Origin of the sequence: Azoarcus sp. KH32C (assembly GCF_000349945.1) — a bacterium.
Lineage (GTDB): Bacteria > Pseudomonadota > Gammaproteobacteria > Burkholderiales > Rhodocyclaceae > Aromatoleum.
The window spans coordinates 669,695-688,643 of the sequence record NC_020548.1 but is presented as its reverse complement, the minus strand read 5'-3'; the positions used below and the strand labels follow the sequence as shown (position 1 = coordinate 688,643).

The 18,949-nt window shown below is 65.4% G+C and carries 20 protein-coding genes; 7 read left to right on the top strand and 13 right to left on the bottom strand.

Annotation, left to right across the window (positions count from 1 at the left end; all coding sequences use genetic code 11):
• Window positions 1-84 precede the first annotated feature (84 nt).
• Window positions 85-330 (top strand): type II toxin-antitoxin system CcdA family antitoxin, encoded by a 246-nt coding sequence (locus tag AZKH_RS25870; protein ID WP_015452271.1) that lies wholly within the window; start codon window positions 85-87, stop codon window positions 328-330.
• A complete protein-coding gene (locus tag AZKH_RS25865; protein WP_015452270.1) occupies window positions 330-629 on the top strand; it encodes a CcdB family protein in 300 nt (99 codons plus the stop codon). The genes AZKH_RS25870 and AZKH_RS25865 overlap by 1 nt, the downstream gene beginning before the upstream one ends.
• Window positions 630-682: 53 nt before the next feature.
• On the opposite strand, the gene AZKH_RS25860 is transcribed toward AZKH_RS25865, so the two are convergent.
• The 8 genes from AZKH_RS25860 to AZKH_RS25825 form a co-directional block, all read right to left on the bottom strand.
• Window positions 683-1,648, bottom strand: a complete 966-nt coding sequence (locus AZKH_RS25860) for a D-2-hydroxyacid dehydrogenase (RefSeq protein WP_015452269.1) — start codon at window positions 1,646-1,648, stop codon at window positions 683-685.
• Between the two features lie 22 nt (window positions 1,649-1,670).
• The gene (gene tkt, locus AZKH_RS25855; RefSeq protein WP_015452268.1) at window positions 1,671-3,650 is read right to left on the bottom strand and encodes a transketolase; all 1,980 of its coding nucleotides are present in this window, start codon (window positions 3,648-3,650) and stop codon (window positions 1,671-1,673) included.
• 81 nt (window positions 3,651-3,731) lie between these two features.
• The gene (locus AZKH_RS25850) at window positions 3,732-5,594 is read right to left on the bottom strand and encodes a TRAP transporter large permease subunit (protein WP_015452267.1); all 1,863 of its coding nucleotides are present in this window, start codon (window positions 5,592-5,594) and stop codon (window positions 3,732-3,734) included.
• 4 nt (window positions 5,595-5,598) lie between these two features.
• Window positions 5,599-6,639 carry a TRAP transporter substrate-binding protein gene (locus AZKH_RS25845; RefSeq protein ID WP_015452266.1) on the bottom strand — a complete coding sequence of 347 codons (1,041 nt, stop codon included), beginning with the start codon at window positions 6,637-6,639 and terminating at the stop codon, window positions 5,599-5,601.
• 42 nt (window positions 6,640-6,681) lie between these two features.
• A complete protein-coding gene (locus AZKH_RS25840; protein ID WP_041657986.1) occupies window positions 6,682-7,593 on the bottom strand; it encodes an NAD(P)-dependent oxidoreductase in 912 nt (303 codons plus the stop codon).
• Between the two features lie 2 nt (window positions 7,594-7,595).
• Complete coding sequence (locus AZKH_RS25835; RefSeq protein WP_015452264.1) at window positions 7,596-8,357, bottom strand: SDR family NAD(P)-dependent oxidoreductase; 762 nt, start codon at window positions 8,355-8,357, stop codon at window positions 7,596-7,598.
• A gap of 48 nt (window positions 8,358-8,405) precedes the next feature.
• Window positions 8,406-9,362, bottom strand: a complete 957-nt coding sequence (locus AZKH_RS25830) for a transketolase family protein (protein ID WP_172642525.1) — start codon at window positions 9,360-9,362, stop codon at window positions 8,406-8,408.
• A gap of 125 nt (window positions 9,363-9,487) precedes the next feature.
• On the bottom strand, window positions 9,488-10,333 hold the full coding sequence (locus AZKH_RS25825) for a transketolase (RefSeq protein WP_015452262.1): 846 nt from the start codon (window positions 10,331-10,333) through the stop codon (window positions 9,488-9,490).
• Between the two features lie 166 nt (window positions 10,334-10,499).
• On the opposite strand from AZKH_RS25825, the gene gcvA reads away from it, so the two are divergent.
• On the top strand, window positions 10,500-11,399 hold the full coding sequence (gcvA, locus tag AZKH_RS25820) for a transcriptional regulator GcvA (RefSeq protein ID WP_172642522.1): 900 nt from the start codon (window positions 10,500-10,502) through the stop codon (window positions 11,397-11,399).
• 3 nt (window positions 11,400-11,402) lie between these two features.
• Here gcvA and AZKH_RS26530 read toward each other — a convergent pair whose 3' ends face one another.
• A complete protein-coding gene (locus AZKH_RS26530) occupies window positions 11,403-12,698 on the bottom strand; it encodes a sensor histidine kinase (protein ID WP_015452260.1) in 1,296 nt (431 codons plus the stop codon).
• A 192-nt stretch (window positions 12,699-12,890) separates the two neighbouring features.
• Between AZKH_RS26530 and AZKH_RS25810 the strand changes: the two genes are divergently transcribed.
• Window positions 12,891-14,513 carry a methyl-accepting chemotaxis protein gene (locus tag AZKH_RS25810; protein ID WP_015452259.1) on the top strand — a complete coding sequence of 541 codons (1,623 nt, stop codon included), beginning with the start codon at window positions 12,891-12,893 and terminating at the stop codon, window positions 14,511-14,513.
• Between the two features lie 4 nt (window positions 14,514-14,517).
• Here the strand turns inward: AZKH_RS25810 and AZKH_RS25805 are convergent, their stop codons facing one another.
• Complete coding sequence (locus AZKH_RS25805; RefSeq protein WP_015452258.1) at window positions 14,518-15,303, bottom strand: N-acetylmuramidase domain-containing protein; 786 nt, start codon at window positions 15,301-15,303, stop codon at window positions 14,518-14,520.
• A 433-nt stretch (window positions 15,304-15,736) separates the two neighbouring features.
• Here AZKH_RS25805 and arsC point away from each other — a divergent pair, with 433 nt between their 5' ends.
• On the top strand, window positions 15,737-16,099 hold the full coding sequence (gene arsC, locus AZKH_RS25800) for an arsenate reductase (glutaredoxin) (protein ID WP_015452257.1): 363 nt from the start codon (window positions 15,737-15,739) through the stop codon (window positions 16,097-16,099).
• Between the two features lie 31 nt (window positions 16,100-16,130).
• The gene (locus tag AZKH_RS25795; RefSeq protein ID WP_015452256.1) at window positions 16,131-16,445 is read left to right on the top strand and encodes a hypothetical protein; all 315 of its coding nucleotides are present in this window, start codon (window positions 16,131-16,133) and stop codon (window positions 16,443-16,445) included.
• Here the strand turns inward: AZKH_RS25795 and AZKH_RS27825 are convergent.
• Window positions 16,420-16,704, bottom strand: coding sequence for an IS110 family transposase (locus AZKH_RS27825; protein ID WP_231874620.1), 285 nt, complete (start codon window positions 16,702-16,704; stop codon window positions 16,420-16,422). The genes AZKH_RS25795 and AZKH_RS27825 overlap by 26 nt on opposite strands.
• Here AZKH_RS27825 and AZKH_RS27820 point away from each other — a divergent pair.
• Window positions 16,591-16,989, top strand: a complete 399-nt coding sequence (locus AZKH_RS27820; RefSeq protein ID WP_231874624.1) for a hypothetical protein — start codon at window positions 16,591-16,593, stop codon at window positions 16,987-16,989. The two genes, AZKH_RS27825 and AZKH_RS27820, sit on opposite strands and share 114 nt — an antisense overlap.
• On the opposite strand, the gene AZKH_RS25790 is transcribed toward AZKH_RS27820, so the two are convergent.
• The gene (locus tag AZKH_RS25790; protein ID WP_015452255.1) at window positions 16,964-17,536 is read right to left on the bottom strand and encodes an alpha/beta hydrolase; all 573 of its coding nucleotides are present in this window, start codon (window positions 17,534-17,536) and stop codon (window positions 16,964-16,966) included. The two genes, AZKH_RS27820 and AZKH_RS25790, sit on opposite strands and share 26 nt — an antisense overlap.
• A 41-nt stretch (window positions 17,537-17,577) precedes the next feature.
• Window positions 17,578-18,879: an MFS transporter gene (locus AZKH_RS25785; RefSeq protein ID WP_015452254.1), complete on the bottom strand. Its 1,302-nt coding sequence runs from the start codon at window positions 18,877-18,879 to the stop codon at window positions 17,578-17,580.
• Window positions 18,880-18,949 lie beyond the last annotated feature (70 nt).

Genomic DNA, 18,949 nt, shown 5'->3' with positions numbered 1-18,949 from the left:
GGGTTGCGAGGGGAAAGTTCACTGAATGTGGAAAATCATGCGCATGCGTGTCAATATGATCTTGTTGAGACGTGAGGCGCTTCCATGAGGATCATTGCAAAGCAGGGCCCCGCTCGAAAGGCTACCAACGTCACCCTTGGCGAAGGCCTGCTGGCCGAGGCAAAGGCGTTGGATATCAATATTTCGCAAGCTGCCGAGGCCGGTGTTGCGAGGGCCGTCGCCGAGCGGCGAGCGGAATTGTGGTTGGCGGAGAATCGGAACGCGCTGGAGAGCTCTAACGCCTACGTTGAGGCTCACGGGCTTCCGTTGGCGCGTTACCGGATGTTCTGATGTCCCGCTTGAACGTTTTCAAGAACCCTGACGGGGCCGGTTATTTGCTCGACGTTCAGGCTGATCTGCTCGATCATCTCAACACTCGCGTCGTCGTTCCCCTGCTGCCCCTGAACGATGCGCCACTGCCCGCAAAGACCCTCAATCCGGTTTTCGAGCTGGAAGGCGAATCGGTGGCGATGGTCACTCAGTTTCTTGCCGCGGTGCCTGCTTCGCTTCTGAGAACGCCTGTCACAACTCTGGAAGCTCGCCGCGGCGACATCACCGCCGCACTCGACCTTCTTTTCCATGGCTTTTGAGTAAAGCTGGAACGTATGTTCCAGCCAACGACCCGTCCGTCGGAAGAACGCGCTTAGTACGCCCCTTTGACGAGATTGCTCGGCCTGCCCGCGACGAAGTTCTCGATGTTGTCGATGAGCTGATCCGAGAGCGTCTGCTGCGCTTCGTCCGAGGCCCACGCGACGTGCGGGGTGAGGATCACGTTGGGGCGGGAAGCGATGCGCATCATCGGGCTGTCGGCAGCCGGCGGTTCGCCCAGCGTGACATCGAAACCAGCGCCGCTGATGAGCCCTTCGTCGAGCGCCTGCGCGAGCGCTTCCTCGTCGACCAGGCCGCCACGCGCGGTGTTGATCAGCAGCGGGCGGCGCGCCATCCTGCGGAACTCGGGCTGCGCGATCATGTTGCGCGTCTCGGGCGTGAGCGGGCTGTGGATCGTGATGATGTCGCTCGTCGCGAGCATCTCGTCCCAGGGCGTGTAGAGCATGCCGAAACCGCTCTTGCCCTTGTGTTCCGCGAAGAGCGGAATCATGCCGAAGGCGCGGGCGATGGTCGCGACGCTCTGGCCGAGCGCACCTTCGCCGATGATGCCCAGCCTCGCGCCGGCGAGGTCGTGGATCGCATGGTTGAAGAAGCAGAACTGGCCGGATTTCTGCCATTCGCCGTTGATGACGTCGTCGCGGTAGGCGACGATGTTCCGGCGCAGCGCGAGGATCAACGCGAAGGTGTGCTCGGGCACGGTGTTGACCGCATAGCCGCGGATGTTCGCGACGCCGATGTCATGGCGCTGGCAGTAGGCCTTGTCGACGCAGTCGGTGCCGGTCGCGGCGACCGCGATCAGGCGCAGGTCGGGGAGCTGCTCCAGGACTGCGGAGCTCAGCGGGACCTTGTTCGTGATCGCGATGCTTGCGCCCTTGAGGCGTTCGACGACCTGGTCGGGGCGGGTGTGCTCGTGGACGACCAGTTCGTGTTCGAAGGCCGGGCTGCGGAGCCGAATTTGCGGCGCGATGGTCGCGCGGTCGAGGAAGACGATCTTGTGCATTTTGTTCTCTCGGAGGTCGGGGTCAGAGGTGGCGCTTCGCCTCGGCGGCGATGGCGGCGGGCGTGATGCCGAAGTGCTCGTACAACTGGTCGGCCGGGCCGGAGGCGCCGAAGCCGGGCATGCCGACGAAGCCGCCGCGGTTGCCGAGGTATTGGTCCCAGCCGAAGCGCATCGCCGCTTCGATGCCGATGCGTACGGTGCCTTCGCCGAGCACGGCGGCGCGATAGGCGGAATCCTGGGCGTCGAAGAGTTCCCAGCAGGGCATCGACACGACCGCGGTCGGAATGCCGTCGGCCTGCAGCAGCTTGCGCGCTTCGAGGGCGATGGAGACTTCGGAGCCGGTCGCGAGCAATGTGACGGCGCGCTTGCCGCCCTCGGGTTGGCCGAGCACGTAGGCGCCGCGACGCGTGAGGTTGTCGTCGACATGCGTCGTGCGCAGTGTCGGCAGGGCTTGGCGGGCAAAGATGAGGCTCGCGGGGGTGCGGCGCTGTTCGAGCGCGATCTCCCAGCATTCGGCGGCTTCGACCGCGTCGGCCGGACGCATCACGAGCATGTTGGGCATTGCGCGCAGCGACGCGAGGATCTCGACCGGCTGGTGCGTCGGACCGTTCTTGCCGACGCCGATCGAATCGTGGCTGAACACGAATTTCACCGGCAGGCCCATCAGCGCGGCCATGCGCATCGCGGGGCGTTCGTAGTCGGAGAACGCGAGGTAGGTCACGGCGAGCGGGATCACGCCGCCGTGGGCGGCCATGCCGTTCGCCATCGATCCCATCAGGTGTTCACGCACGCCGCAATGCACGTAGGCGCCGCTGCGGTCTTCGCTGGTGAAGGCCTTGAGGCCGCGCTTGTGGGAGGTCGGCGCTTCGAGATCGGCGCAGCCGACGACGCGTTCGGGGAGGATATCGACGAGGAGGTCGTTGATCTCGGCCGATGCGAAGATGCCGGGCTTGGCCTCGCCTTCCTCGGTGACGCGGCGCTTGTAGGCGAGCAGCACGTCGCGCCAGCCTTCCGGCAATTCGCCTGCCTGGATGCGCTCGAACTCGGCGCGCTCGGCGGCGGGCAGTGCCGCGAGCCGGGCCTGCCATGCGGCGTGCTCCGCGTCGCTGCGACGGCCGGCTGCGCGCCACGCGGCGAGGATTTCGTCCGGCACGACGAAGGGCGCGTGCGGCCAGCCGAGGAGTTGGCGTGCGGCGTCCGAATCCTCGGCAAAAAGCCGCGCGCTGTGCCCGCCGCGCTGGCCCTGCACGCGCGGGATGCCGCGGCCGATGACGGTGCGGCAGGCGATCATCGACGGGCGCGGGTCCTTCTTCGCCATCGTGATCGCGGCGGAGACGGCCTCGATGTCGTGACCGTCGACTTCGACGACGTGCCAGTCGGCGACGCGGAAGCGCGCGGCGACGTCTTCGCTGATCGACAAGGAGGTCGCGCCGTCGTCGGTGATCTGGTTGTCGTCCCAGAACAGGATCAGCTTGCCGAGCTTGAGGTGGCCGGCGAGCGAGATCATCTCCTGGCCGATGCCTTCCTGCAGGCAGCCGTCGCCGACGAAGGCGTAGGTGTAGTGATCGACGAGATTGGGGCCGAACTTCGCGTTCTGGTAGGCCTCCGCGACCGCCATGCCGAAGGCGTTGGCGATACCCTGGCCGAGCGGGCCGGTCGTGACTTCGATGCCGGCAGCGGGGTCGAATTCCGGGTGGCCGGCACAGTGCGAGCCGAGCACGCGGAAGGTCTTGATCTGGTCGAGGCTGATCTTCTCGTAGCCGGTGAGGTAGAGCAGCGAGTAGAGCAGCATCGAGCCGTGGCCGTTCGACAGCACGAAGCGGTCGCGGTCGGGCCAGGTCGGATCGGCGGGGTTGAACTTCAGGTGGCGCGTGAAGAGCGCGGTCGCGATTTCGGCCATGCCGAGCGGCACGCCCTGGTGGCCTTCGGTCGCATGCACGATGGCGTCGATGGAAAGGAAGCGGATCGCATTGGCCAGCGGCGTGAGATCGACGGGGGACATGGCAAAAGTTCTCCTGTGCGCCTCCCCGGGTGGGGAGGCGGCAATTCGATGCGGTTTGGGAGGGGGGAGGCGAGGTTCGGCTTACAGGAAGCCGATCGAGATCCAGGGCACGGAGGCCACGAGGATCAGGCCGACCAGCAGCGCCACCATGTAGCCGACGATGGGCTTCATGCCTGCGTCCGGGCGGATGCGGCTGATCGCGCAGGCGGCGTAGTAGCCGACGCCGAAGGGCGGGGCGAAGAGGCCCATGCCCATCGAGAGGATCACGACCATCGCGTACTGGACGTCGTTGATGCCCATCTGGCGGGCGATCGGGAACAGCAGCGGCCCGAAGAGGACGATCGCCGGAATCCCCTCGAGCACGCTGCCGAGGATGATGAAGGCGAGGATCGATGCTGCCATGAACATCGCCGCCCCGCCCGGCAGGCCCGCCATCGCCTGCGCGAGCTGGCCGGAGAAGCCCGACTGCGTCAGCGCCCAGGCCATGCCCGTCGCGGTGCCGATGATCAGCAGGATCGCCCCGGACAGTGCCGCGGTCTCGATCAGCATCGGCATCAGGCGCCGCCACTTGAACTGGCGATAGATGAAGAGGCCGGCGAGGATCGCGTAAAGGATGCCGATCGTGGACACCTCGGTCGCCGTGGCGACGCCTTCGACGACGGCCGCGCGGATGATGAAGGGCAGCGCGAGGGCCGGGATCGAGATCAGGAGCTTTTTGCCGATCTCGCCGCGGGTCGCCCGACGCACGTTCGACAAGTCGTCGCCCCGGTAGCGCCACCACACGACGGCGCACAGCGTCGCTGCCAGCACCACGCCGGGGAGCATTCCGCCGGTGAAGAGGGCGGAGATCGACACCCCGGTCACGGAGCCCAGGGTGATGAGCACCAGGCTCGGCGGGATGGTCTCGGTCTGAGCCCCGGTTGCCGCGAGCAGCGCCACGAGATCCCCTTCCTTGGCGCCCCGCGCCTTCATCTCGGGGAAGAGCACCGGCGCCACGGCCGCCATGTCCGCCGCCTTCGAGCCCGAGATGCCGGACACCAGATACATCGCTCCCAGCAGCACGTAGGACAGGCCGCCGCGCACGTGACCCAGCAGGCTCGCGAGGAAAGCCACCATCGCGGTCGCCATGCCGGTCATCTCGATCAGCAGGCCGAGGAAGACGAAGAGCGGCACCGACAGCAGGATCAGGTGGGACATGCCCTCGTCCATCCGGCCCACCACCACCAGCAAGGGCGTGTCGGTCGTCAGCGCGAGATAGCCCAGCGTCGCGAGGCCGAAGCAGAAGGCGATCGGCGCCCCGGACAGCACCCCCAGCGCAACCAGGCCGACGAAGAAGATCAGCAGGTTGAGGTTGCCCAGATCGCGCAGCACGGGTTCGAGCAGCATCATGATCCCCGCGATCGCCGCAACCGCCGCGACCGCGCCGACGGCGTAACGCCAGTCCTCGGTGCCCAGCAGCCGCAAGCCCGCCATCACCAGCATCAGCACCGAGCCGACCGGCAGGGCCGCGGCGCGCCAGGAGTTCGGCAGATCGAGGGCGGGGGTGGTGACAAAGGCTTCCTCCTGGGCGAACTCCACCGCAGGGTGGATGAGCAGCAGCAGGAAGACGACTGGGGCGGCGATGGCGAGCGTTTCGAGGAAGGTGCGCACCTTGGGCGGCACCATCCCCACCAGGGCCGTCATCCGCATGTGCTCGCCGCGGCGCAGCGCGACGACCGCCCCCAGCATCGCCAGCCACAGGAACAGGATCGAGGCCAGTTCGTCGGTCCAGACGATGGGAGTATGGAACAGGTATCGGCTGGTGACCCCCGTCAGCAGGACGCAGATTTCCGCCACCACCAGCAGCGCGGCAGCCATCTCGACCGCGCGGCTGACGGTGGCATCGACGATGGCAAGGGCAGGGTGCCGATGCGCTATCGCATGAATTTGCAGAACGGCGGCCATGGTATTAACCCAGCTTCCCGGAATACTTCTCGAGCAGGCTCCAAGCCTGTTCACCGTACTTCGCCTTCCAGTCGCCGTAGAAGCTCGTCTTGGCGAGCGCGGCGCGGAAGGGTTCGCGATCGACGTCGAAGAAGTTGATGCCCTTTGCCTTCAGGTCTTCGCGCAGCGACGCGGACAGCTTGGCGATGTCGGCACGCTGGTCGGTCGTGGAGCGGTCGAATTCCTTCTCGACGATCGCACGCAGGTCCGCCGGCAGTTTTTCCCAGGCGCGGCGGTTGCCGAGGATCCAGTAACCGTCCCAGACGTGGCCGGTCAGGCTGATGGATTTCTGCACCTCGTAGAGCTTGGCCGTGGCGATGATCGCCAGTGGGTTCTCCTGGCCTTCGACGACCTTGGTCTGCAGCGCGGAATACAGCTCGTTGAAGTTGATCGGCGCAGCACCCGCATCCAGCGCCTTGAACAGCGAAGTCAGCATCGGCGCCGGCGGGACGCGGATCTTGAAGCCCTTCAGGTCGTCGGGCTTGCGGATTTCGCGCGTCGAGGAGGAGATGTGGCGGAAGCCGTTATCCCACGCGCGGGACACGGTGATGATCCCGCTCTTCGCGATCTGCTCGCGGATGTGGGCGCCGAGTTCGCCGTCCATCGCCTTCCATACCGTGTCGTAGTCCTTGAAGGCGAAGCCGGTGTTGACGATGCCGGCGATGGGCGCAAAGGTCGCGAGGATCGATGCCGACAGGTTGAAGAATTCGACGCCGCCGCTACGCACCTGAGACAGCAGGTCGGTGTCCGAGCCCAGCTGGTTGGCCGGGAAGAGCTTGATATCGACGCGGCCGTTGGTCGCTTCGCGGATGCGGTTCAGCGCTTCCTGCGCGCGGATGTTGACCGGATGGGTGGGGTCCTGGCCGGTCGCGAGCTTGTAGTTGAACTCGGCAGCGAAAGCCGGGCGCGTGGAGATGCTGAACAGCGGCAGCGAGGCGGCCATCGTTGCGCCGGCCTTCAGGAAGGTACGGCGGTTGATGCCCTTGCGGTCGTTAGCGTTTGTCATGATGTGCTCCTCCTTCTGGATGTGTCGTCGTATCGAATCGTGTTATCGATTCTCTGTAGTGCTTTGGCGGTTGAGGGCCTGATAGGCGCGGATCACCTGGCTGTCGTCGGCCGCGCCGTCGCCACGGCCGGACGTGGCGAGGAACATCTGGTGGGCGACGGCCGCGAGCGGCAGCGCCGCCTTGGTGTCCCGGCCCGCTTCAAGGACGATGCCCAGGTCCTTGACGAAAATATCGACTGCGCTCGTCACTTCGGGTTGGGCCTGGATCATCCGGGGCCCGCGGTCGCGCAGCATCCAACTTGAGGCCGCAGAGCCGCCGAGTACGTCCAGCATCACTTCGCGGTCGATGCCGACCTTGCCGGCGAGTGACAGCGCCTCGGCGGCAACTGCGATATGCACGCCGCAGAGGAGCTGGTTCACCGTCTTGACCATCGCGCCCTGGCCGGGATGCTCGCCGACATGGACGACCTTGCTGCCGAGTGCATCGAGCACCGGCCGCACGGCTGCGAGCGTGGCCGCCGGGGCGGCCGCCATGATCGTCAGCGACCCGGCGATGGCGCCGACCATGCCGCCGGACACCGGGGCATCGACGAAGCGCCGGCCAGCCCCGGTGACGCGCTCCGCGAGTTTCTCCACGGCGGCGGGCGGGCAGGTGGACATCAGCACCACGGCAGCACCTTGGGGCAGGGCTTCGAGGCCGCCCTGCTCGAAGAGCGCCGCTTCGGCCTGGGTGGCGTTCACCACCATCAGGACCAGCGCGTCGGCCTCGCGTGCCGCTTCCGCGACGCTCGCGGCGCCGCGGCCGCCTTCGGCGACAAGCGCCTCGCGGGCGCTTTGCCGCAGGTCGTAGCCGCGCACGGAAAAGCCGCGGGCCACGAGGTTCTTGGCCATCGGCAGGCCCATCGCGCCGAGGCCCACGAAGCCGACCGTGCTGCCGGATGCAATGTTCGCCATGATCAGTGGATCAACATGCCGCCATTGACGTCGAGCGTGATGCCGGTGCAGTACTTCGACAGCGGGCTCGCAAGGAAGACCACGCAGCCGGCGACGTCGTTGGGCTCGCCGATGTGGCCGAGCGGGATCGATTCCAGGATCGCGGCGCGGCGATCTTCGGGGATCTTGCCCTTGTTGATGTCGGTCGCGATCAGGCCCGGGGTGATGCAGTTGACGCGGATGTTGTCCGCGCCGTATTCGCGCGCCATCGCACGGGCGAGACCCAGCACGCCGGCCTTCGCGGCGGAGTAGTGCGGGCCGCCGAGGATGCCGCCGCCGCGCTGCGCGGAGACCGACGAGATGCACACGATCGAGCCGCTCTTCTGCTGCTGCATCGTCGGCACCACGGCCTGCGACATGTAGAGCGTGCCGCGCAGGCTCACGTCGAGCACGGCGTCGTAGTCGGCGCCGGTGATGTCGAGCATCTTGCGCGGCTGGGTGATGCCGGCGTTATTCACCAGCACGTCGATGCTGCCGAGTTGCTTGACCACTTCGGCGGCGGCAGCTTCGCACGAGGCCTTGTCGGTCACGTTGGCGACGAGGCCGATGTGTTGCGGGCCCAGTTCGGCCGCCGCACCGGCGGGGTTGGCTTGCTCGAGGTCGAGGATCGCGACGCGGGCGCCCTGCGCGGCGAGCATCTTGGCGGTGGCGAAGCCGAGGCCGTTGAGGCCGGCGCCGCCGGTGATGATGGCGACCTTTCCGTCGAGGAGAAGGGACTGCGACATGTGTGTATTCCTTTGTTCGTTGGAGGTTGGGGTCGGGAGTGCAGTGGCTCAGCCGAGCCAGCCCTTGATTCGTGCGCTCATCGTCTCGGTCGAGATGCCGTAGCGGTCGTGCAGCGTGGGCAGCGCGCCGGCGTCGAGGAAGGCATCGGGGAGTGCGATCTGGCGGAACTGCGGCGTCACGCCGGCCGACAGCAGCGCGGTGGCAACCGCCTCGCCGAGCCCGCCGATCGTCGTGTGGTTCTCGGCGACGACGACGAGGCGGCCAGAGCGACCCGCTTCGCGCAGGATCGTCGAGACATCGAGCGGCTTGATCGTCGGCACGTGCAGCACGCCGACATCGACGCTGTCCGCTGCGAGTGCCTTGGCGACTTCGAGCGCGCGCATCGTCATGATCCCGGACGAGATCACGAGCACGTCGCGGCCGTCACGGACGAGCTTGGCCTTGCCGAGCTCGAACTTGTAGTCGTACTCGTCGAGCACCAGCGGCACCTGGCCGCGCAGCAGACGCATGTAGACCGGTCCCTTGTGCTCGGCGACCGCCGGCACCATCTGTTCGATGTCGAGCGCGTCGCACGGATCGATCACCATCATGCCGGGCATTGCACGCATCAGCGCGAGATCCTCGGCGGCCTGGTGGCTCGGGCCGTAGCCGGTCGTCAGTCCCGGCAGCGCGCAGGCGATCTTCACGTTGAGGTCGTCCTCGGCGATCGTCTGGTGCATGAAGTCGTAGGCGCGGCGCGTCGCAAAGACCGCGTAGGTCGTCACGAAGGGCATTGCGCCTTCATGCGCAAAGCCGGCCGCCGCACCCATCAGCAATTGCTCGGCCATCCCCATCTGGTAAAAGCGGTCGGGGTAGGCCTGCGCGAAGATGTGCAGGTCGGTGTATTTCGCGAGGTCGGCCGTCATGCCGACGATCTCGGGGCGCTCGGCGGCGAGCTTCACGAGCGCGTGGCCGAAGGGCGCGGCCTGGGTGCGCTGGCCCTCGCCTGCGATCGACGCGATCATCGCCGAGGTCTTCAGCTTGGGCTTCTGGGCGGTGGCAGCGCCGCCGCCGGGCCGTCCCAAGGCGGCAGCCGCCCCCTCGGGGGGCAGCGAGTCTGCTTGCAGGCGAGCGTGGGGGCTGTTTGCTTTCATTTGTTCCTCCCGGCTTCCAGCGCTTCGAGGGCGAGCTGCCACTCGTTGGCTTCGACTCGGATGAAGTGATTCTTTTCGCGCGCTTCGAGGAAGGGCACGCCGCAGCCCATCAACGTGTCGGCGATGATCATGCGGGGCTTGGGTTCGGGGTGATTGCGTGCGGCGTCGAAGGCGGCGATCACGGCGTCGAGATCGTTGCCATTCACGCGCTGGGTGAACCAGCCGAAGGCTTGCATCTTCTCGGTGAGCGGCTCGAAGGCCATCACTTGGGAGGAGGGGCCGTCGGCCTGCTGGTTATTGACGTCGACGATCGCGATCATGTTGTCGAGCTTGTGGTGCGCGGCCGACATCAGGCCTTCCCACACCGCGCCCTCGTCGAGTTCGCCGTCCGAGAACAGCGTATAGACGAAGGACTTCGAGCCCTTGCGCTTGAGGCCCAGGGCACGGCCGACGGCGATCGTCAGGCCCTGGCCGAGCGAGCCGCCCGACATCTCCATGCCCGGGGTGTAGCTCGCCATGCCCGACATCGGCAGGCGGCTGTCGTCGCTGCCGTAGGTCTCCAGTTCCTCCTGGGGGACGATGCCGGCCTCGATTAGCGCCGCGTACAGCGCGATCGCGTAGTGGCCGTTCGACAGCAGGAAGCGGTCGCGCTCTTCCCACGCCGGATCCTCCGGCCGGTAGCGCATCGCATGAAAGTAGGCCGTCGCCAGCACGTCGGCAATGTCCAGCGCCTGGGCGATGTAGCCCTGGCCTTGCACTTCGCCCATCAGCAGCGCATTGCGGCGGATGCGGTAGGCGTGCTCGGCGACCTTGGCGCGGGTGGCTGAAACGCTGATATCCACGCAGTTCTCCTTGTCGTTTGCTCTCGGTTGGAGAGGGGGCTCTCCGCCTTCGCTGGGGCCGTCTTCATGACGTCCGGCGAGTGAGAGAAAGCGTATTCCCTTGATCTTCGTGGCTCAAACGAATAATCATGAGAGATAGGTGAACTGAATTCATGTGAGTGTTGCAATGCAAAATCGGGTTCCTCTCAAGGCGGTGCAAGCGTTTGAGGCTGCTGCGCGCTTGTCGTCGTTTGCGCTTGCAGCAGACGAACTGTTCGTAACGCCCTCCGCGGTGAGTCACCAGATCAAGCTTTTGGAGGACCAATTCGGGGTGCAGCTCTTCCATCGGGTGCATCGCGCGGTGGTGCTGACGGACTCCGGCCGGCGCTACGCAGAAGAGGTTTCCGCGGCCTTCGCGCGCATCGACATGGCGACGCGCGAGCTCGGGCGAACGGCGAAGAGCGACATCCTTACCGTGCATTCGACGCCGAGCTTCGCGACCCAATGGCTGATGCCGCGCCTCGCGCGCTTCAGTTCGCTGAACCCGGATGTCGACGTGCGCCTCAACGCCTCGACCGAAGTCGCCGACCTCGTCGCCCAGGCCGTCGACATCGACATCCGCTACGGACTGCGGCGGCTGCCGCCGGCCGGCACGATGGTGCTGACCTTCCCGCCCGAGACCATCGTGCCGCTGTGTGCGCCGGCGCTATTGGAGGGGGACAACCCGATCTGCAGCCCCGAGGACCTGGCACACCACACCTTGATCCACAGCGAGGTGTGCCTGGTCAGCTGGCGCGACTGGATGCGCCAGCATCGCAAGGTGAAGCTCGACATCGCGCGCGGCCTGCGCTTCGACCGTTCCTTCATGGCGATCAGTGCGGCGGTCGATGGCCTCGGCGTGTGCCTGGAAAGCCTGCTGCTCGCGCAGCGCGAGCTCGATTCCGGGCGCCTCGTTGCGCCGTTCGGACTCGATGGTCCGAAGGTGCAGGGTTATACCTTCAACCTGCTGAAATCCCGGGCCGAGCTGCCCAAGATCCGCAGCTTCCAGGACTGGCTGTTCGACGAACTGGAGAGGGAGGGAGGCTGACCGTCAAGCCGAGGGCTTGTCTTCGTCGATCTCCGCATGCGGTGCGACGAGCGGCAGCACGACGTCGAAAGTCGTGCCTTGCCCTGGGGTGCTGCGAAATGCGATCGTCCCGCCGAGGAGGCCAGTCACGATGCCATGGACCGCATACAGGCCCAGCCCCGTACCGCGCTGGCCGAGCGAGGGCGCAGAGAAGGGTTCGAAGACGTGGCGCGAGACCTCGGCAGTCATGCCGATGCCGTTGTCCGAGCAGGTGAGACTCGCATGCGTCGCGTCAATGCGATTGCAGCTGACGTGTGCGATCCCCTCGGTGCGATTCTCGAAGCCGTGGACGAGTGAATTCACGGCCAGGTTCGTCACGACCCGGCAGAGCGGTCCGGGGAAGCTGTCCATTACGATGCCGGTTTCGAGCGTCGTGCGCAGTTCGAAGGTCGTGCGCTTGAAGCGTGGCCGTATCGTTTCCAGTGCCTCGTCGATGACGGTCGCGAGGTCGAAACCGCTTCGTACGTCGCTCGCCGGATCGATCGCGAGCTGGCGGAAATCCCGCACGAGATCGGCCGCCCGCGTCACGTTGCGATGGACCAGGTCGAGGCCGCTCAGCGTCGTGTCCATCACGGAAAGCAGGTCGCTGCGACGAAGCTGGTTGCCATGGACCAGCGCCTCCAGCTCCCGGTAGCGTTCTTCCAGCGACGACAGGACCGTCATCGCATTGCCCAGCGGCGTGTTCAGCTCATGCGCCACCCCCGCCACAATCCGGCCGAGCGACGCGAGTTTCTCCGATTGCACGAGCTGCGCCTGGGTCTGGCGCAACTGCGCGTTGAGATCGGTCAGCTCGACGTTGCGGTCCAGCAGCTCCGTCTCGATCCGCTTGAGTTCGGTGATGTCGCGCCCGACGCCGACGATGCCGATGATGTGGCCTTCACGGTCGCGCAAGGGCATCTTCGTCGTCTGCAGCCAGCCGGTCTGGCCGCAGCTCAGATCCGGCACCACCTGTTCGAAGGCGATCAGGGGTTCGCCGGAGCGAAGCATTTCCTGCTCGACGGCAAAGTACTGCGACGCGATTTCTGCCGGGTAAAAATCGAAATCGGTCTTGCCGATCATCGCCTCAGGCGTCGTGCCCATGTAGAAGGCCACGCCCTTGTTGGCGAAGACGAAGCGGCTGTGGCGGTCCTTGGCGTAGATGCGGTCCGGCACCATGTCGACGAGCGTCCGGAAGACCAGCTCCTGGACGTTCCACGAGGTGTCGACCTCGGGGGGATCGGACCGGTCGCCGTCTCGCTCGGTGCCTCGGTCGGTGTTCATGGCTGCTCACTCGTCATCCATCCGTCGGTAGTGACAGTATGGATGACGAGCGACGCAGTTGCCGGACTGCTCGAAGGCGGGGAATAAGGGGCATTTGCGACCTGTCCTCGACACATTGCGGGCAGGTGCGAAAGTTAGAATCTTCTCTGCCGTAATAACGACAAGAATAGATCGCGCCCCTGGAGCCCCAACATGAACAATCTCAAAATCGCGACCAGGCTGCTGCTTGGCTTTGCGAGCCTCGCGTTGTTGCTCGTCTTCATTGCCGGTTCCGGCTTCTTCGCCGTGTCCCGCTACGAAGGCCAGGTCAGCCGTGTCATCGACGATCACCTTGTAAAGCTCATGCTGATCAATGATCTGTCGTTCGCGGTACTCGACAGCTCGGGGCGCATGCGCACCACCGTCCTGATCGACGACGCCGGCCAGGTCAAGACACAGCTCACCGAAATCCGGCGCAACCGCGACGAGGCAGCCGACGCCGTCGCGAAACTCCAGGCGATGAAGTTCGCCGGCGAGGATCGCCAGACCTTCGAGGAAGTCCTTTCCGCAAGGCAGGCCTACCTCGGCCCGGAAGAGGAGTTCCTCAAACTGGCCGAAGCTGGCCAACTCGCGGAGGCGAAGACGGCGCTGCTGGAAAAGGTGCGGCCGACCCAGATTCCCTACATCAAGGCGCTTCAGGCCGATATCCACCAGCAGGAGCAACTCGCCAAGAAGGACGCGGCCGACGCCACCGCGACCGGCAACTCGGCGCAGAAACTCATGTTGGCGATTGCGGCCGCGGCACTCGTCGCGGCGGGATTCATCTCGATGCTGATATCGCGCTCGATTACCGCTCCGCTGCGGGCTGCCGTCGAATTCGCCAACCGTATCGCCCGCGGCGACCTTACCGGCGAAGTGCGTGCGACCGGGCGCGACGAAGTCGGCGCGCTGATGAGCGCCTTGGGCACGATGCAAGACAGCCTGCGTGATCTGATCGGCAAGGCCAAACGCAATTCGGACGAACTGGTGAGCGCCTCCCGGCAGTTCTCGCACAGCGCCGAACGGGTCGCCAGCGCGTCCGAACGCCAGAGCGGGGCAGCGGCTTCAGCGGCCGCGGCGATCGAGGAACTCAGCGTCAGCGTGAATCACATCTCGGCGTCTGCCAAGGAGGCGGACGAAAAGACCGACTCGTCCCGTACCCTGTGCTCCGATGGCGGCAGGACCATCCGTGCCTCCGGCGAAAAGGTCAGGTCGATTGCCGTCACGATCAATAATTCGGCCTCCGTCGTCCAGGGGCTCGTGAAGCAGTCCGAAGCGATTTCGTCGATCGTCAACGTCATCAAGGAAGTCTCCGATCAGACCAACCTGTTGGCCCTCAATGCGGCCATCGAAGCGGCGCGCGCCGGCGAGGCGGGCCGCGGCTTCGCAGTCGTCGCCGACGAGGTCCGGAAACTCGCGGAACGCACCCAGGGCTCGACCAAGGAAATCTCGGAGCTGATCGAGCACATCCAGCAAAGCTCGCTCGAAGTCTTCGCCGCGATGGAATCCAGCGTCAAGGAAGCCAACGAAGGCGTGAGCCTTTCCGACGAAGCGGGAGATGCCATCAACCGCATCAACCAGAGCTCCGAATCGCTCGTCCGCATCGTCAACGACATCTCCTCCTCGCTATCCGAGCAGGGCGTCGCGAGCCACGAAGTCGCGACGAAGATCGAGCAGATCTCGCAAATGATCGACGCCAACAACGTCGCCGTAAGCGAGGTCCGCAACTCGGCGGTCCAGCTCACCGAACTGGCAGAGAACCTGCGGTTGAGTGTCGATCGCTTCCAGGTTCGATAAGGCACTAGCCGTCTATCGCCGCCTTCTTCAGTGCGGCAAACGTGTCGTCGTCAACGAAGTCCGTCATTTGGATGCCTGCTTTGTCCTGGAATTCGTTCATTGCCGAACGCGTGAAGCGGCCCATGATGCCGTCGACGCCTTGCGGGTCGAAGCCGAGGTAGGTGAGGTACAACTGCGCCGCACGAATCTGCAGATCCGGCAGGGCGCCGCGCTCGAAGCGCTGGAAGGTCGCGGCGAGGCGCGTGTCGTAGTTGTTGATGCGGTAGTTCGGCCCGTTGTATCCGGCCGCGAAGCGTCCCCAATCGTGGGTGCGCAGCACGCCGTCCAGTTTGGCCGCACGGATGAAGGCGGCCAATGCATCGAACTGCGCGGTTTCCGAGGCCGACATCGCTTCGATCATTTCTTCGGCGTCTGCATAGCCGGCCATCGCCGCGTTGTATCCCATCACCTGACCGATACCCCAAGAGGTGCTCCGCAGCGCGGCCTGCCGATCAAGGGAAATCGCCGAGGCGAGGCGCTCGTACTGGTGACTCCCGGCCGCACCGTAGCCGCCCGCGTGCCGGTTACTGATATCGCCGTGCTTGGCGTCGAATCGCCGTTTCGTCTCCTTGCTGAAGACGTGACGTTCGAAGAGGATCGTCGGCCGCCGGTCCGCAAGATATCCGCACCCGCTCGTTTCGACGCCGACCACCGTCCATAGCTCCGCTGCGCGTATGCCGAGTTTCTCGGCCGCTCCTTCGAAACCCTCGCTGTCGATCGGACGCGCCATCCCCGCAAATTCGAGTGCCATGATTTGTCCTCCTCGTGAATCGTGCATTCACCTTCTCGGATCGGCAGCAATGCAGTCCTTGCACGCTGCCCCTGCGGCAGACGGCTACTTGATCGTCAGTTGCACACGCCCACGGCTATTACCGTAGCAGTTCCAAGCATCATTCGCGTAGGCATAGAAGTAGCCGGACTTCTTACGGAACGCCCAGCCCTTATCCAGCCAGATCCTCGGCCTCGTAAGGCGCTCATGATAGGCGCGTTATACAGGCGCACTACGTCGTCGGTCGGCGCCGCGATGCCATCCTTCTCGTCCGGAGTGTTCCAGGTTCCGTCACAGCAGATCACGATTTCCCGAAACGACGACCCGGCCTATTGCATGTATTTATAGATCATGCCCACTTCGGGCATACTCCCGCCAAAAAATACCTTTAACCTCCCCAACACCGAGCGCCCATATGAGCGACATCACGATCTACCACAACCCCAAATGCGGAACCTCGCGCAATACCCTGGAGATGATCCGCAACAGCGGGACCGAGCCCCAAGTCATCGAGTACCTCAAGACCCCGCCGACGCGCGAGCAACTCGTCGCCCTGATCGCCGCCAGCGGCCTGCCGGTGCGAGAGCTCATCCGCAGCAAGGAGGCGCTATTCACCGAACTGGGCCTCGCGGACCCGACCAAAACCGACGACGAGCTGATCGACGCGATGATCGCGCACCCCATTCTGATGAACCGGCCCATCGTCGTCACGCCGCTCGGCATCCGGCTCTGCCGGCCTGCCGAGGTGGTGCGCGAAATCCTGCCGCAGCCGCGCTAGGGCGGGATTTCCAAGAAGGACGGAGCGTCCAGTGGCCAACACGCGCGAACAGGTCGTTGCCGCAGTCGAAGCGGTCTTTCCTCAGGCAATGTGGAAGACCGTCCTCGAACTCCTGGACTTCTACGGCGTCGAGCCGTATGAAAGAGAGAAGGAGCGCGTACAACTCGCGATTGTCGCGCTCAGCCGCGGGCGTGAAGACGAGCTGCTGAACCTGATCCAGACCGCGAAGGTCGATTATCGGGATGTGCTGCTGTGGAACGACCACGGCGGCATGTCCGAAGCAGACGGGCAACGCGCCCGGCAAGCGGTGCAGGAGATTCTCAAGCGCTGGGGCAGGGACTCGTGAGCCGTCTCAGTCTCGGCGCAAGTGGTGAGGGGTGAAGCGATAAGGCGGTCAGGCGGCGATGGCGAAAGCGGTGCGTTGGAGTTTCTTCATTGGACGTGGCTGCGGATTGCCGAACGGGGCGTGATCGCGCAGCACGGCGAAGCAGATGCGGGCGAGTTTTCTGCTGTTGTCCGACGAACTTCGGCGTCAGCCCGATCCAACTCGCGAAATGTCGGGCATCCTTGAAGTGGATCACGTCGCCACCGGTGGCGGCCACCATCGCGGTGGCAGTGAGCAGGCCGACACCGGGCACCGACATCAATTCCGTGCATGCCGCACTGTGCCGCGCCACTTCGGTGAGTTCCCGTTCGAGTTGTGCGATGCGCTGTTCAAGCAGGCGGTTCTCCTCGACGAGCAGGCGACCTCGGGAGGTTCGGACCGGTCGTCGTCTCGCTCGGGGCCTCGGTCGGTGTTCATGGCTGCTCACTCGTCATCCATCCATCCATCGGTACTGACAGTATGGATGACGAGCTCGCTTCTTACTTTTCGGCCAGCTCGCGAATGAAGCTTTCCGCAAGCGGCCATTCGCCGAAGCCGGCCGCGGGGTTGAGATGGCCGACGGCGCCAACGTTTTCGAGGCGGCTGCCCCAGGCCTTGGCGAATTCGGTCACGCGCTCGAGCTTGCCGAGCGGATCGTTTTCGCTTGCGGCGACGATGCTCGGGAAGGGGAGCAGCGTGCGGGGAATCGGCAGCCAGCCATTCTCGCGCAGCGCGTCGGTGGTCGGATAGCCGGCCGGGAAGGGGGATTCAAGGTCCGCCGGTGCGGCGAGCAGCGCGCCCATGATCGGGCGTTGGTGCTGCTGCGCCCAATGCACGGTGATCATCACGCCGGCGCTGTGGGCGACGAGGATCACCGGGCCGTCGATCTCGGCCAGGGCGCGGTCGAGCGCGGCGACGCGCGCATTGCGGCTGAGTTTGTCATGTTCGAGCGGTGGCACCCAGCGGGCGTCGATCCGCTTTTCCTGGAGTTTCTTTTCGAGGATGGTCTGCCAGTGTTCTTCGACGTGGTCCCGCAGGCCGGGGACGAGCAGGATCGTGGGGGAGGTCTTCATCGTTGTTGTGCGTGGAGTGGGGTGGAAAGTGGGGCGGAAAGTCAGCCTTGCATCGCCTCGATGCGCTTGAGGTCTTCGGCGTAACGGCGCTTCCCGATCGCGAACGCGGCGGTGGCGCCGAGGGCGACGAGCGGCACGAGCTGCATCGCACCCATCAGGCCCATGCGGTCTGCGATGAAACCGGTGACGAAGGGGCCGGGGGCGAGGCCGAGCAGGTTGTTGGCGAGCGTCAGCGTCGCAAAGGCGGTGGCGTGGATCGACGGGTGGATCAGGTTCGCGACCATCGCGCCGGCCGGCCCGGTGGTGCCTGCGACCATCGCCATGCCGGCGCCGATCACTGCGAGTTGTGCGGGGCCGGGGGGGAGCTGGAACGCGATCAGAAGCAGGCTCGCTGAGCCCAGCGAGTAAGTCATCGCGATCGTCCACTTACGCTCTGGCGCCTTGCGGCTGAGCCGGTCGGTGACGATGCCGCAGACGACCATGCCGATTGCGCCGATCAGGATGAAGACTGCCGCACCCACGCCGGCCTTGTCGGTCGGCAGTTCGTAGTAGCGGTTCAGGAAGCTCGGCAGCCACGCGAGCATCGCGGCCATGATGAAAAGCTGCAGGCCGCTGCCGACATAGGCGGCGATCACCGAAACCGACGAGAAGAGGCCGGAGAAGATCGATTTCAGGCCGGGACGAGCAGCGGACTGGGCAACGGGCCGGGTCGTGCCGGGGGCGCACAGGCGGCTCTCGCGCACGATCAGCGCGTAGAGCACGACGAGCATCAGGCCGAATGCGGCCATCGCGCCGAAGGACCAGCGCCAGCCGAACTTCGCGGCAATCACGCCGCCGAAGGCCATGCCGACGACCGATCCGACGGGGCCGCCGGCCATGAAGGCGCTGCTCAGCGTCGAGCGCAGGTGAGCGGGGAAGATGCTCAGGATCAGCGCGATGCCGACGCTGCCATAGGCCGCTTCGCCAACGCCGACGCAGAAGCGCGCGATGAACATCTCGTTGTAGCTGGCGGAGATCGCGCAGCCGAGGGTCGCGAGGCTCCATAGTCCGGCCATCAGCGTGACGCTCCTGACGCGTCCCCAGCGGTCAGCGACGACCGACAGCGGGAAGGTGAGGATGCCGACGAGCAGCGCGACGATGCTGGAGAGCGAGCCGAGCTGGGTGTCGCTCAGGCTCCATTCGACCTTCAGCACGGGGAATACGGCGTTGAGCACTTGGCGCGACATGTAATCGGACAGCAGCAGTCCGAAGGTCAGCGCGAAGACGATCCAGGCATAGGTGCGTGGCGCGGTCGGGGCAGCGGGCGTTGCCTCCGGCAGGGCCTGGGCGATGTAGGCGGCCAAGCGTGTCTCCTTTTATCTTTTTTGGCGGGCAAGGGGCGATGATGGCCCCTTGCCCGTACTACCTCACAGC

Bases quoted from the DNA above. Each gene is read 5' to 3' on its own strand.
- AZKH_RS25870 (WP_015452271.1), top strand. From the start codon at position 85: ATGAGGATCATTGCAAAGCAGGGCCCCGCTCGAAAGGCTACCAACGTC.
- AZKH_RS25865 (WP_015452270.1), top strand. From the start codon at position 330: ATGTCCCGCTTGAACGTTTTCAAGAACCCTGACGGGGCCGGTTATTTG.
- AZKH_RS25860 (WP_015452269.1), bottom strand. From the start codon at position 1,648: ATGCACAAGATCGTCTTCCTCGACCGCGCGACCATCGCGCCGCAAATT.
- tkt (WP_015452268.1), bottom strand. From the start codon at position 3,650: ATGTCCCCCGTCGATCTCACGCCGCTGGCCAATGCGATCCGCTTCCTT.
- AZKH_RS25850 (WP_015452267.1), bottom strand. From the start codon at position 5,594: ATGGCCGCCGTTCTGCAAATTCATGCGATAGCGCATCGGCACCCTGCC.
- AZKH_RS25845 (WP_015452266.1), bottom strand. From the start codon at position 6,639: ATGACAAACGCTAACGACCGCAAGGGCATCAACCGCCGTACCTTCCTG.
- AZKH_RS25840 (WP_041657986.1), bottom strand. From the start codon at position 7,593: ATGGCGAACATTGCATCCGGCAGCACGGTCGGCTTCGTGGGCCTCGGC.
- AZKH_RS25835 (WP_015452264.1), bottom strand. From the start codon at position 8,357: ATGTCGCAGTCCCTTCTCCTCGACGGAAAGGTCGCCATCATCACCGGC.
- AZKH_RS25830 (WP_172642525.1), bottom strand. From the start codon at position 9,362: ATGATCGCGTCGATCGCAGGCGAGGGCCAGCGCACCCAGGCCGCGCCC.
- gcvA (WP_172642522.1), top strand. From the start codon at position 10,500: ATGCAAAATCGGGTTCCTCTCAAGGCGGTGCAAGCGTTTGAGGCTGCT.
- AZKH_RS26530 (WP_015452260.1), bottom strand. From the start codon at position 12,698: ATGAACACCGACCGAGGCACCGAGCGAGACGGCGACCGGTCCGATCCC.
- AZKH_RS25810 (WP_015452259.1), top strand. From the start codon at position 12,891: ATGAACAATCTCAAAATCGCGACCAGGCTGCTGCTTGGCTTTGCGAGC.
- AZKH_RS25805 (WP_015452258.1), bottom strand. From the start codon at position 15,303: ATGGCACTCGAATTTGCGGGGATGGCGCGTCCGATCGACAGCGAGGGT.
- arsC (WP_015452257.1), top strand. From the start codon at position 15,737: ATGAGCGACATCACGATCTACCACAACCCCAAATGCGGAACCTCGCGC.
- AZKH_RS27820 (WP_231874624.1), top strand. From the start codon at position 16,591: ATGCGGGCGAGTTTTCTGCTGTTGTCCGACGAACTTCGGCGTCAGCCC.
- AZKH_RS27825 (WP_231874620.1), bottom strand. From the start codon at position 16,704: ATGGTGGCCGCCACCGGTGGCGACGTGATCCACTTCAAGGATGCCCGA.
- AZKH_RS25790 (WP_015452255.1), bottom strand. From the start codon at position 17,536: ATGAAGACCTCCCCCACGATCCTGCTCGTCCCCGGCCTGCGGGACCAC.